The organism is Bacillus hominis (genome assembly GCF_030348325.1).
Lineage (GTDB): Bacteria > Bacillota > Bacilli > Bacillales > Bacillaceae_G > Bacillus_A > Bacillus_A hominis.
Genome location: NZ_JAUCFS010000004.1, coordinates 137825 through 150793 on the forward strand (window position 1 = coordinate 137825; position 12969 = coordinate 150793).

The 12969-nt window shown below is 37.0% G+C and carries 9 protein-coding genes and 2 pseudogenes; all 11 read right to left on the reverse strand.

The features are described 5' to 3' along the window. Positions 1-2 precede the first annotated feature (2 nt). The 11 genes and pseudogenes from QUF93_RS02345 to QUF93_RS02395 all read right to left on the reverse strand — a co-directional run bounded on the left by QUF93_RS02345 (position 3) and on the right by QUF93_RS02395 (position 12719). Complete coding sequence (locus QUF93_RS02345) at positions 3-581, reverse strand: YddI family membrane protein (protein WP_289361326.1); 579 nt, start codon at positions 579-581, stop codon at positions 3-5. 27 nt (positions 582-608) lie between these two features. After that, positions 609-1085, reverse strand: a pseudogene (locus tag QUF93_RS02350) (C40 family peptidase); the annotation flags it as partial. Between the two features lie 110 nt (positions 1086-1195). Beyond that, positions 1196-3019, reverse strand: coding sequence for a reverse transcriptase/maturase family protein (locus QUF93_RS02355; protein ID WP_289361327.1), 1824 nt, complete (start codon positions 3017-3019; stop codon positions 1196-1198). A 580-nt stretch (positions 3020-3599) separates the two neighbouring features. Beyond that, positions 3600-4253: pseudogene (locus QUF93_RS02360) on the reverse strand (lysozyme family protein); the annotation flags it as partial. 4 nt (positions 4254-4257) lie between these two features. Then, positions 4258-6195, reverse strand: coding sequence for a VirB4 family type IV secretion system protein (locus tag QUF93_RS02365; protein WP_289361328.1), 1938 nt, complete (start codon positions 6193-6195; stop codon positions 4258-4260). Positions 6196-6210: 15 nt separating this feature from the next. Next, positions 6211-7023 carry a TraC-like domain-containing protein gene (locus tag QUF93_RS02370; RefSeq protein WP_289361329.1) on the reverse strand — a complete coding sequence of 271 codons (813 nt, stop codon included), beginning with the start codon at positions 7021-7023 and terminating at the stop codon, positions 6211-6213. A 14-nt stretch (positions 7024-7037) separates the two neighbouring features. Continuing rightward, positions 7038-7325, reverse strand: a complete 288-nt coding sequence (locus QUF93_RS02375; protein WP_002166621.1) for a DUF5592 family protein — start codon at positions 7323-7325, stop codon at positions 7038-7040. Positions 7326-7372: 47 nt separating this feature from the next. Then, the gene (locus QUF93_RS02380; RefSeq protein WP_289361330.1) at positions 7373-9547 is read right to left on the reverse strand and encodes a pLS20_p028 family conjugation system transmembrane protein; all 2175 of its coding nucleotides are present in this window, start codon (positions 9545-9547) and stop codon (positions 7373-7375) included. A 20-nt stretch (positions 9548-9567) separates the two neighbouring features. Then, complete coding sequence (locus tag QUF93_RS02385; protein WP_289361331.1) at positions 9568-9780, reverse strand: hypothetical protein; 213 nt, start codon at positions 9778-9780, stop codon at positions 9568-9570. A 58-nt stretch (positions 9781-9838) separates the two neighbouring features. Further along, complete coding sequence (locus QUF93_RS02390; protein ID WP_289361332.1) at positions 9839-12409, reverse strand: VirD4-like conjugal transfer protein, CD1115 family; 2571 nt, start codon at positions 12407-12409, stop codon at positions 9839-9841. A 19-nt stretch (positions 12410-12428) separates the two neighbouring features. Next, positions 12429-12719, reverse strand: a complete 291-nt coding sequence (locus QUF93_RS02395; protein ID WP_289375191.1) for a hypothetical protein — start codon at positions 12717-12719, stop codon at positions 12429-12431. Between the last annotated feature and the right edge of the window lie 250 nt (positions 12720-12969).

The window sequence follows — 12969 nt, forward strand, 5'->3', positions numbered from 1 at the left end:
TGTTATAAAACTTTCACATTGAGTTCTTCTACACTTGTAACTCGCCATGTTTCCTTTTCCTTTTTTATGATGATTCGCAACACACTTTTAACTTTTTCTTCTCGATTTTGCGCTGAATCCGTCGTGACATTTATAAATTCAGCTAACACATTTACTTCTTCTTGATCGGTTTCATTTTCTTGTAAATAAAACTTCATTTCTATTGGTTTCGTCTTATAGGTGTCTCCTAATTCGTATTTATCAGTGGGATAAAATTGTTGTAAAAGTTCTTCACTCATAATGGATTTTGCTTTTTCTTTTCGCTCATTATAGCCTTCTTTTTCTCGATGAAAGGATAATTGAATAAACGTTTCGGCTGTCGATAAATACGCTCTTCTTTGTTGTTCTTGTGCGGAAGGAAGTACCTTATCTAACCGTTTTTTTAAATCTTCATTCTGTCTTGTTAGTAATTCATTTGTAAGTTTTAGCTGTTTTTCTTTGCCATCACTCATTGATTTTTTACTCAAATAGATATTAAAAGCTGTCACGCCTATTACTAATATGACAAACACAATAAACAAAAATTTTCGTTTATCTTTCATACTTAAAGTCTCCTATTCTTTCGATTTTTAGAACCTTCTTACATGACCAGAAAAGACTTTTTTCCAATACGGATTATTTAAATCTTCAATGGAAACTCCTTTATTTGTTTGGCATCCAATGAAAGTATTTTTATCAATTACAATGCCAACGTGTCCGTCATGCTTGTAGGTATCAAAGAAAATAACGTCCCCCGGTTTCATATCATTTACTGATACTGTTGTACCAATCTTATTTAATGTTTCCGTACTTACAGCTCCCATTGGACTTACATTCATTCCTACTTGTTCGAATGCCCAGCGTACAAAACTACTACAATCAAAAATTCCTCTTGCAATGTCATTTGTATTACGTCCTCCACCAAATACATAGGTAGAACGCCCTATCCATTGGCGACCTACATCGGCAACTTTTGAACCGCTACTTCCTGCACTTCCTGGATTTCCTCCTCCACCAGAAACGACAGAACCCGGCTGATAATATTTCAAAACGGCATCAACATAAAGGTAGAGTAAGCACCCAACGCCTTGCTACATTACTGTAGTAGGTTTTTAAGTGCTCCTCCCCGAACCGGACTTACATCTCTCAATGTATCCGGCTCTCCATCTGTCTCCCGCTAAACCTCTCCTTTGTGCCTTTTTACGTGGCACTCTTTACATAACGCTATGGTTTTACGATTCCTTGAAACCATACGTTTCTCTAGAAAGGAATTGTTCGGCTTATTTTTAATGTCTTTCAATCTTTTTACGTGGTGCATATGAATTGTGGTATTCGTTTTCCCACACAATTCGCATTGTTCGGCTTTGATTCGATCAGAGAGTTTCGTTTCACTTAACACATATTTTGTATCTGGAATTAAATCTAAGTTCGCTTCTTTTGACTGTTTCTCTCGTGGAAAACTACGTTCAATAAAATGAGTTTGCTTTTCTCCTCGAGATGTTTTATATGTGACAGTAAATCGTCTGTTTTTCTCATAACGTTTTCGAATCTCTTTTGTTTTAACTCTATACTTAGATGCAAATGTTTTTAGCATAGAGTAATACATGAAGTAAGCAAAACGATGCATATGATTACTCACGTTTTCTGCTAGCCGATAATAGTTATACAATCCTCTTATTTCACTGTTATATTGAGCGACAATCTCTAAATCTTCATTATGAATGAAGTATCCTCTTTCTTTGGGCATCCAAGTGCCATCGGCACTCATTTTGATAGCTTGGTATTTCTTCAATTTGTTGACCCAAGCCTCATGAGGCATTTTTAATTGAACTTTTCCATTAAGGTATCTACATACTCTCCCAATCGCATCTTTTCGAGGTGCACTTCCTCTAAAAACACGAATATTGTAACCGAGAAATCCTGCATGTTTTTCAGAAGCATGGGTAATAAGCGTTTTCTCTGAAGACAATTCCAATTGAAGTGTCTTCATTAGATACTCAGTCAACGTTTTCTTAATATATCTTGCATCGTACTTTGAACCAATTACACCAATCAGAAAATCATCAGCGTATCTAACATAAGTAAGACGCTTATAAGTTGAATCCATTGGATTACTATATGGAATCGTCTGTAATTCTTTCTTTAACGCTTTAGCTTGTTCTAAATGTTGTTGTGCTTCTTCTTTTTGTTCTTTTTCCAGTGCATTTTTATACTTCCGAATCGTGCTTCTCATTTGAGTATATTTCCGTTGATATTCAGGATTGTTCTTTCGTTTTTTACCTTGATTGAATTGTTGTATATAGTTCATCATGTATTGGTCTAACTCATTCAAGTAGATATTAGATAGAAGTGGACTGATAATACCACCTTGCGGAGCACCGCTAAAGGTATTATGAAATTTCCATTCTTCCAAGTATCCAGCACGAAGAAATTTCCATATCAGTTCAATAAATGCCTCATCTTCAATACGTTTTCTTAAAACGCCAATCAAAGTATGATGATTGATGTTATCAAAAAAACCTTTAATATCCCCTTCAATAAACCAATTGCTACCAGTAAACGTTCTTTGGATTTCTTGAAGTGCCGTGTGACAGCTTCTTCCTTTTCGATAAGCATGTGATGATACGGAGAACGTTGGTTCATATATTGCTTCCAATATCATTCTCACAACTTCTTGCACCAATTTATCCGCAAAACTAGGTATACCCAATGGTCTTTTCTTTCCGTCTTTCTTTGGGATATATACTCTTTTTGATGGGAACGGTTGATATGCCCGTTGCTTAAGGGCTTCTATCAGCTCTTCAATAACTTCTATTGAAAATCCATCAATAGAACGTTTATCTACACCCATCGTGAGTGCTCCATCATTTTTACTCAGATTGTCATATGCAGTGAAATAAAACTCTGGATTGTACAAATTTCGATAGAGTCTTCGGAATTTATACTCTTCCTTCTGACTCTGTCTTTGCAGGTTGCTTAATACTACTTTTGGACTTTGCATGATGCCTTTCGCACCTCCCCAATTTCATTTTTTAAGCGGACAGACTGCCTTCCTTCGCCATGTACTAGGCTTTCCCTAGCTCGGACTACTATGAAGGCTCCGTTACCGTATTGGATATTCATGAGCCACACTTCTTGGCAGTGCCTTGAAGTCATCCTCAATAGCCTTCCGGCATTCCAACTTAGGTAATCCCCGTTTAGAAGACAAGAGACTTGCACATATGGTTTCGGATGCGACTTTCACACGTTTCCACGTATAGTGGAGGATGGTAAATGTCCCTATACATAGCGACGACACCCTTATCGCTATGTCATCTACCACATTCCGTATATAACCATCTTCCGAAATGAGTTACGGTAGCCTTCCTTGTGCTATCGTTCAAGCAGTATAGCTTTCATCCTTATCCATATTTCACATCTTGCCGTTCAGTCGTGATTCGATGATTAATCAACTTACGGCTTTCTTGACATGCTGTTGTCCCCCTTCAGTTTCCTTCCAAGGTTAGTCAAGTGATGATAGGTCATCTAGGGAAGACCTAATGGTTTGCAATCACCATGTTCTCTTGCTCCCTCTACGGGCGCACAATATCGCCATAACACGCGTTATACGGTACAGCTTCCGGTCTAAGGCAATGATACATACCAGTGTGAGCTACTTTTTTGTATTGCTCCTGTGAGAATTTTATAGCTAATTCCTTTGTATATTTACCGCCATTTGAAAAAATAAAATCAAAAAAACCAGTACCAAAATTATAGGCTTGTAAGGCTGTTTTTATATGATCCATATCACCAGGACCAGTTACACCAGCTCGTTCTATCGCATGCTTAAACTCCTGTACACCAGCCCAAATGGAATAGTCGGGATCTGTAATACAATTTGGTTTTTTACAATATTTCGTATTAAATGCCCCTTCAGAACTCTGCATCGGATCACTGCCACGTCCTCCGCTCTCCTGCATCATTTGCGCAAGCATTAAAGCGACAAAAGGTTCCACGCCAAAGTCTTTCGCATGCTTCCGAATCGTAGGTTCCCATTTTAAAACTTCAGGTGAAACATTCATGACTTGCCCTTCACCTGTATACGTAATATCACCCGTTTCTGTTCCACTATCACTTCCCATTGCTGCAATGAAAATACTTACGACTCCAAGTAAAAGAAAAGAAAAAAGACCCATCACAAGTAATGCTAAAGTGATGAGCCATTTCTTTGGTATTATCTTTAAAACCAGATGCATGGTATTAAGCACCTCCCCCGAATAACATTAATTCTTCATCTGTTACTTCTACATGAAAGTGAATGTTTTTTACAGCTCCAATACTTAAAATGACATCCCCAGTTGGTAAATGTGGGATTGCTGCAATTTCACTTTCACTTAACTGTCCAGCAAATACTTTTCGTAACATATCTAAACTGTTATTATCCTGTTGCATGATAAATTTGTACTGTGTTAACTCAAATAGTACTTTGATATCATCAATTCGTGCCTGTGAAGAACCTTCCGGTACAAAGTCTCGAATACTGTGACTTGCATATAAGAGACCAGCAAAATATTTTCTATCTTCCCGGCTAAATTTAATTAAAGATCGTAACGCATGTTCACTTTCTTCTTTCGTGTTGATAATACGGTGTGATTCGTCAATCAAAATGAAATACCTAATTACATCTTCAAAAGCAAGATGCTTTTTATTAAATGCATCTAATTGTGGCGCACCATTTGAAATCATCTCATCCCAAAGTAAATTTAAGATGTTAAAAATTTGAGCACCAAAAACTTCATTTTTGAATTCTGAAATATTCCGTAAAGAAAAGGAAACAACTTGTTCCTTCTTGAAATCTTCAATCGTAGAATGACCATCAAATAACTCTCTATAGGCCTCTACTAAATTAACAAGATTCAACTCGATTTTTTCTAACCGTTGCAATCTATTTTCACCTAGGTTTTCACGATGTTTTCTTGTATTCACATCTTCATATAATTCCTCACGAACATACGCTAAATAATCCGAAAAAATCGGATACTCCGTTGGCTTTTTGTTTGTAATTTCATTTTTTGCTCCCTTATCCGGATTCCATAATTTCTTTTGAATGTATAATCTTCTAAGTAAATTTTCATATTCTTTTATCTCATCATCTGGTGCCTCCGGCGCAATAAAACGATAAAAAATTGTGAGTTTAGATAAATGCTGAATGAAACTCACTTGTTCACTTTCTGCGGTTTTAAAAACTTGAAGTGGATTAATTTGTCCTTGTGAACCATCTAATGCAATTGTTTTCCCGTTTAGATCACGTACCGTTTCCTCAAATTCACCTACAATGTCAAAAATACGGATGAAATGTCCCTTACTTGCGTAATCAACGGCTTTCTTTTTGAGTAAGGTTGATTTTCCAGCCCCAGGCTTTCCAATGATTACTCCGTTATAACTTTTCCTTTGATGGTCTTTATGAAACATATCAAGGATTACATTCCCTTTTGTCTTGGTTGTTCCATAATACGTACCGAATGGATCATGTAAATAAGAATAGTGAAAAGGACAGCCACCGGCCAAACTGACTGCCGGAATTTCTTTCCCTTTCCTTCGGTTCACATAGTTTTTTTGTACATCAAAGCTCGTTACAAGTGCATCCCACTCATACTCCTGCTCATTTAAAAAGACAGCTCCTCGAAAGTTATATGATTCTAATGTTTCCATGATTTCTTTCACTTGTTTTTCTAACTCATCTAATGTTCTAGAGGAGACATAGATACGTAAATGAATACGTTTCATGACTTCACCCTGTTTTAAATCCGTATAAAGGGCTTCCAGCTCTTGAAATTCATTTTTTGCATCAATCCGATCTATATTATCTTTCGCTGTATCATGCCGAACACTTTGTTCACTCATTGATTTATTAATGGATTCGACGACCTCTTTTCGATCATCACTCATCACATCTAATGTGGTAATCACATTTGGCATATTCATGATGTGCTCTAGCCAAAAATCATTTACCTCTGTTGGATAGTCAAACACATGAATACAAGTACCCACTCCATCACCTGTTTGCACATGACTTTCTTTAAAACTTACACCCCCTTGTGGTTGGACTCTAGCTACTAAATAAGGATTGTAACCTTTTTTCTTTTTTAGTTCTTTTTGTTTTTCCTTTTTGGATTTTTTACTTTTGAACGCAAACATGTTGTTTCCCCCTCACTACCATATATTTTTCGTTCCCAATTTCGCATTTTGATTAAACAATTTAAACATAAGCTCTAACTTTTTCTCTTCATCTACCTCTAATAGTTCAGTAGAACGCTTAATATATCGTTTGGCTGCCTCCACACGTTCTTTTACGATTAATTCCGTTTCTCCGTAAATAAATAAGAAAGCTTCACGATTTGTTCTTCCCCATTCTAAAAATTGAAGCTCTTTTAACTTCTGATTTAAAATTCGTTCATATAAAGGATTGGTACAATCTTTTATTTTTTTCTCTATATATCTTTGTTGTTCGGTCGTTTGGCATGGGAAGTTTAAAAATACAAGTTTAATGGACTGTTTATAGGCTTGATAAAAATAAGCATGTGAAAAAATAACAAATGCTTGTTCTTCGCTATTCTTAGAGAACATATCGTCACCTTCGACTTGAAGGATTTCTAAAAACTCCTCATTTTTCAGCTCAAATATTCCATCCTCCGTCATGTCTACGATTTGCATAATTTCCGCAATACTTTTCTTTACCTTTGGTGGTGCTTCTTTCTTTTTTCTAGAGAAAAAGCCTAGAAGTTTTGGGTTCTTCTTTTTCAAAACATCTTTCTTTGGCTTTTCTTTCTTCTGTTTTTTCACTTTTCTTTCTACCTTTGTTTTTTCTTCCTCTTTCTTTTCGTCGGGTACCACCTTAACAATTTCTTTTGGTTCAGAAAGTGATTCCTTTACATTTTTTTCGTTAAAACGAAATGCCTTTTTCTTCGGTCTTTCTATTTGTTGTGGCTTTTCTTTTTCTATATCTTTTTCGCTGAATAACGCCATATGTGATCCCTCCCTTATTGATCGTTATCAATGGCACAATATGCACCTTTTCTTCTTAGTAATGTAATAATCAATACTTCATACATTCGTTTTTGAGGATTCGTACTTGGGCGCCAAATCATGATAATGGCAATAGCTGCCATGAAAATAACAAATGGTAATTGTAAGGAATCATGTACGAAATTCCTAAGAATCATCGTTACAACTAATAAACCAATCAATAAAAAGAAATCTATTAGATATAGCACTTTATTAATACGTAATTCTGTACTGATTTCCTTCGGAATCCGATAACTTCTCATCGGTATTCCCTCCTTTTCGACAATAAAAAATAAGCGTACGATTACGCTTATTTTTCATCTGTATTCTTTTTATTTTTGTTCACTATATCTCTCCAACTTTTACCTGTATTTTGACCCATCTGATAAAAACGCTTTGTATTTTGGACCGTTTCAGAATTACTGATTCGCTCTTGTACTCCTTTTACTTTTTGTTTCATGGACGATGTAGTAGAGCTATAGCCTTTTTTAACTGTATCCGTCGCATATTGTCCTAATGTACGTGTTTCATGACTACTACTTGCTGCCACTTCTTTATCACTTTCATAAGGAACACTTGGGCTACTATGTGTCACCGTCACGATATCGGCTGGTGCCGGGCTACTTCCGCTTGGTACTGGTCTTGATGCTTCTACTGGTGCCGGGCTACTTCCACTTGGTACTGGTCTTGATGCTTCTACTGGTGCCGGGCTTCCTCCACTTGGTACTGGTCTTGATGTTTCCATTGGTACCGGGCTACTTCCGCTTGGTACTGTTCCTGCCGTTTGACTTCCTTCACTTGTTCCTTGTCTTACTGTTCCTGCTGTTGGACTTCCTTCACTCGCTCCTTGTCTTACTCCTCCGACTGTTTGGCTTCCTTCACTCGCTCCTTGTCTTACTCCTCCGGCTGTTGGATTTCCTTCACTCACTCCTTGTCTTACTCCTCCGGCTGTTTGACTTCCTTCACTCGCTCCATTTGCTTTTCCAGCTTCTTTCATTTCATCTTGAAGGCTTGTTGTACCTGATTCTTGCCCATTTGCTACCCCTGGATTTTCATTCCCTTCTTGAATAGATGGTGTACCACCATTATTTTTATCTTCTTCCTTATTTAAGTTACCTTTTTCTTTTTCCTTATTTGCTACATCATTGCCTTGTGTTTTTTTTTGATCCGCTTTTTTCATTTGATCTTGCAAGGACTCTTTATTTTCAGACTCTTCCCCTTTTTTCAAGCCACTTATGAGTCCAGCTACGCCACCACCTGTTGCCATCGCTGCTGCACCTTTCGCCCCTTTTCCAATCATATTCCCTAGACTCTTCATTGGTTTTGAATTTGCAAGAGCGCCAATTCCTTTACCAAGTGCGAAACCACCTGCTAAACCACCTGCTAACATGCCCCAACTGCTCTTTAATCCAATATCTATTCCAAATAGCCTTTCTACGACTGCCGGGCCATCTAGAACTGCCATACTAAATGCGGCTAATGCAATCAGATACGGTACACCATTTAATTTGTCATGGAGAAACGCCGTTCCCATTATATATAGCTTCAAAGATAGGAATATCATAATCGTTGCTATAAATATATTGAGGATATTTGATAACACGGCTTTTAACTTTTGACCATTCGCAACGTCCGCTGGTGCTAATATGTTGGCTAACAAATAGTTAAATGCCAATTCATAAAATAATCTAGCTAATTTAATACTTGCCAATAACAACGTTAATCCTGTTATCAGTAAGGTGAAAAATATATTCCAAAAGTTCCAATGCCAGCGATAATACTTTTCTGGGAAGAAATCAAACCATCCATCTTTCAATTCTGCTAAAGATGCGGTTCCTAGCCCATCCATTACTCTTTTATTCTGTAAAATTTTCTGACCATCATCCGATAAATTTTTATCCTTTGTGAACTCAAAATCTTTATCTATTTTTTCAGTAATATCTATCCGCCTAATATTTTTTTCTGGAATATTATTTTTCGGGTTCATATCTTCTTTCTTTTTCCACTTATTTTGATCTAACACTGCAATATCCGTTATGTTCTTCTTAATAATTTCATCACTCAAAGAGCCTTTTTGCTCTGATTTTACAACTGCTATGGCATCATCGGTGAACTTATCGACCTTTGTCATACCAGTACTTAATAAGCAAAGTACACTTAGCGTAACAAAAATATTGATGATAATTTGTGAACGGTTCATTTGTTTGTTCATAATAAACATGTAGCCAATATATAAAAACGATATAGCTAAAAGAACGACGAACAATGGATATAACATATCAACAAACTCTTGTACTCCCGTTGAATTAAAGAACCCTTTAACCCCCAATATGGCATCTGTCACACCCTCCAAGCCATCTACAATTAAAGATAGACCTTGAATTATAAACCAACCTATCCATCGAAATACATAATTAACAATATCACCCACTTGGAGATAATCCGAGAACTCTTCTAAAGTTTTTAAAATCTCTTCATCTTTCACCATTTATCCTCCTCTCTTGCTTACTGCTGTCCTAATACTTCCTTTGCTGTCCAATTCACCCTTTCATTCAGTCTGTCAATACGAATAATCAATTTCCCTTTTTGTTCCCGATCTACTGAAATGAAAAGAACCGCATCTTCTAGACCAAGAATGACCTCATTTTCTTCTGTTACAAATGGCGAGTAACTATCTAAAATCAATTGCATTTTATCTGTTATTGTCGGCATCTCCATTCTCGCTTCCTCCTTTATTTCTGGATTCAAAAAGGCACTCAATTATTTGAGTGCCTTTCTAACTCGTTACGTGTTCCGTTTCCTCTAAATCACGTAAAATTCGATGAATCTTATTTTCAACTGCTTGATATACACTTTTGTCGATATGGTCATTGTGAGCCAACATTTGAAATTCACTGTAAAACTCGCCCATTTCCTGATTTTCAACCTCATCTATTCCCTTACCTAACTGTGCTATAAAGAACTTATCAACTAGTTTCAAAACCGCTAAATCAGATTCAAAAAACTCAATAACCGTTTTCGATTTCCAATTTTCAATAGTGAGGGAATCAAACGGATTATCTTCTTGTTGGAATGACTCTTCCGGAATGTCTTCATCAATTCCCATCATTTTAGGTTCTTCTGTTGGCTGCGGTGGCTCTACTGGTGAAGAAGTTTCCTGTTCTGGCTCTGGTGGTTCTTTCTTGGTTTGTTCTGCCTTTCTTTCTCCTAGGAAATCTACTATGAGTTTTTTAGGATCTACATCATCATGTAGGGAGTCAATATCTATATCTAAAATAGATTTATCTGTATCGAACTCTACCCCTAGGTATTCCCATCTGTATTTTAAGGCTGTTTCGTCCGTATTATAAATTGGTCGTGGTCTGATACGTGTTCGATTATTATCTTGACGTTTTATTACACGAATAACAGTAGTTTCTCCTTCTTTAAGACTCATAAGTTCATTTGGTGTTAAAAGTGGTCGTTGATCTAGACTTTCGGTTTTGTTTTTATCTGTAGAGAGACCTTTTCCACTTCGGGAAAGTGTGTTAATTGTCTTGTTCCCAAGCTTTTTCGATACTCTTTCGGCTGTCTGTTGGTCGTTTGTTAGTATATAAATTGTATTCCCACAGTTTCCATCAATGGTATCTGCATCATCTCCATATTTGTTTTTTAGTTGCGAATACGCTTGAATGATGAGATTAAAACGGATATTTCTTCCCAAACAAACCGTCGCTAACGTTGCCATTCCTTCTATACTCGGCATGTTGCCAAACTCATCCAAAATAAATACTACTTCACGATGACACTCATTACCACGAGCAAGGGATGCACCCTTGGCTAAAATGAAGTAGAGCTGTCTTACGAAAATAGAAGTAATTACATGATTTGAAGAATCATAGTCAGGTGTAATCATAAAAATTGCAACTGGTTTATCAAAATAATCCATTGTTGTTACCTGTATATCTTCATTTTCTTCTACTACTTTAAATTCTGTATCACCAGTCTTTTTGTCTATTTTTTTAATAGAAATGGCTGTTTTCTTTTTCTTATCTCCCTTTTCATTCAATTGGATTGTATCCCCAACTCTTACTGATTGCTTAAAATCTAGTGCAAAACGTCCTGTTATATCTGATTTTATGGACTCTTTCGAACCATCCGGGAATACGATTTCTACTCGCTTTCTTGGCTTTGCTTTTCCTTTTATCGTCATTCCAAAGCCAACACGTTTTAAATCTACACTATTTTTTGCGGTCATTTTAGCGATTTCATCAAATGTGAAAATGGACAAACCATTCATCGTTTGTGTAAAGATACCGCCTCTCGTTTGTCCTTTTGAGAAGTTAGATGTCGCATATTGCATTTTCGCAACACTATCGGCTGGTAATCCTTCAAAGTATAAATCTAATGCATTTTGTGGATCTGCTTCTGGATCTACGATTACCTCTTTTGAACCAAGTTCTGATAACATATTCGCTACTGCATACATTGTGATCTTTTCTTCTGTTCCTTCCGCAATACATTTATCTGTAACTGCTAATATCATGGCATTGCACAAGCTCATAGCGCACTGTTGCCAAAAAGGATCTTTGACAGTTGGGTTGTAATACAAAGTGTGAGAAAGTGTTTTACATAGTGCTTGCGCTGTTGAATAGTCTCCATCTTTATAGGCATCTTTTACAAGTTGTAATAAGTTATAACTCATAGAATCCAATGGATTTAATAAATTTAACACTTCAATGTGATACCCTCGTTTTTCCAAAGTTTCTTTGGATGCGCTAAAAATTTCCCCTTTCGGATCATTAATTATTAATGAGGGCTTATGTTCCGCTCTAGAATAGACATCAATTGTAGGAAATACAAAGGTTTCCCCTTTACCAGAGCGAGTTGTACCAATAATTAAATTGTTCACTGGGCTATCATCAATGAATACTTTGTCGCCTAATCTAGAGATAACAACACCACCGCCACCTTCAAATGATTCCTCTCGATCTGGTACGGATCGATATTGCTTTTTCAGCTCTTCAACTGTTGTAAAACGACTAGATCCCTTCTCATGATTATTTAAGTTTTTGAAAGAAGATTTGAGTTTGTATACTGTTCTTGCAATGGTTCCAATTACTACAAGGAAAACAAGCATGTAGTAAATTGGATGTTCTGTAATTGGCATCCGAAAAAGAAATCCTACCTCCATATGAAATGGTTTTGGGTGTAATAAATCACTAAATGTTGTTTCTATCAGCTCTAAAGATAAGCTGAGTAAAAAATTAGCGATTAAAAACATTCCAACAAATAAAAAAGTACTCAATGGAATGAGTACTTTTTTTTCAGCTAACTTATATTTAATTGAGATTTTATCCTTATACATGGGTAAACGAATCCCCCCTTTAAACCGTTACATCTGATTTTGACTCTTGTTTATTTAATTCTGTTGGCTTCTCTGGATTTGTTGGTTTCTTCGGCTCTGTTTGTTTCTCTGGATTCTTTGGCGGATCTACTGGCGGCTTTGGCTTCTCTGGATTCGTTGGTGGATCTACTGGTGGTTTCGGCTTTTCTGGATCCGTTGGTGGATCTACTGGCGGATCTACTGGTGGTTTCGGTTTATCTGGATCCGTTGGTGGATCTACTGGCGGATCCACCGGCGGTTTTGGTTTATCTGGATCCGTTGGTGGATCCACTGGCAGATCACCGGCGGTTTTGGTTTATCTGGATCCGTTGGTGGATCTACTGGCGATCTACCGGCGGTTTTGGTTTATCTGGATCCGTTGGTGGATCCACTGGCGATCTACCGGCGGTTTTGGTTTATCTGGATCCGTTGGTGGATCTACTGGCGATCTACCGGCGGTTTTGGTTTATCTGGATCCGTTGGTGATCTACTAGCGGATCTACCGGCGGTTTTGGTTTATCTGGATCCGTTGGTGGATCTAC

What these genes read in the sequence shown, in the direction of transcription:
- QUF93_RS02345 (WP_289361326.1), bottom strand. Translation starts at nt 581, where the DNA reads ATGAAAGATAAACGAAAATTTTTGTTTATTGTGTTTGTCATATTAGTA.
- QUF93_RS02365 (WP_289361328.1), bottom strand. Translation starts at nt 6,195, where the DNA reads ATGTTTGCGTTCAAAAGTAAAAAATCCAAAAAGGAAAAACAAAAAGAA.
- QUF93_RS02390 (WP_289361332.1), bottom strand. Translation starts at nt 12,409, where the DNA reads ATGTATAAGGATAAAATCTCAATTAAATATAAGTTAGCTGAAAAAAAA.
- QUF93_RS02375 (WP_002166621.1), bottom strand. Translation starts at nt 7,325, where the DNA reads ATGAGAAGTTATCGGATTCCGAAGGAAATCAGTACAGAATTACGTATT.
- QUF93_RS02385 (WP_289361331.1), bottom strand. Translation starts at nt 9,780, where the DNA reads ATGGAGATGCCGACAATAACAGATAAAATGCAATTGATTTTAGATAGT.
- QUF93_RS02355 (WP_289361327.1), bottom strand. Translation starts at nt 3,019, where the DNA reads ATGCAAAGTCCAAAAGTAGTATTAAGCAACCTGCAAAGACAGAGTCAG.
- QUF93_RS02370 (WP_289361329.1), bottom strand. Translation starts at nt 7,023, where the DNA reads ATGGCGTTATTCAGCGAAAAAGATATAGAAAAAGAAAAGCCACAACAA.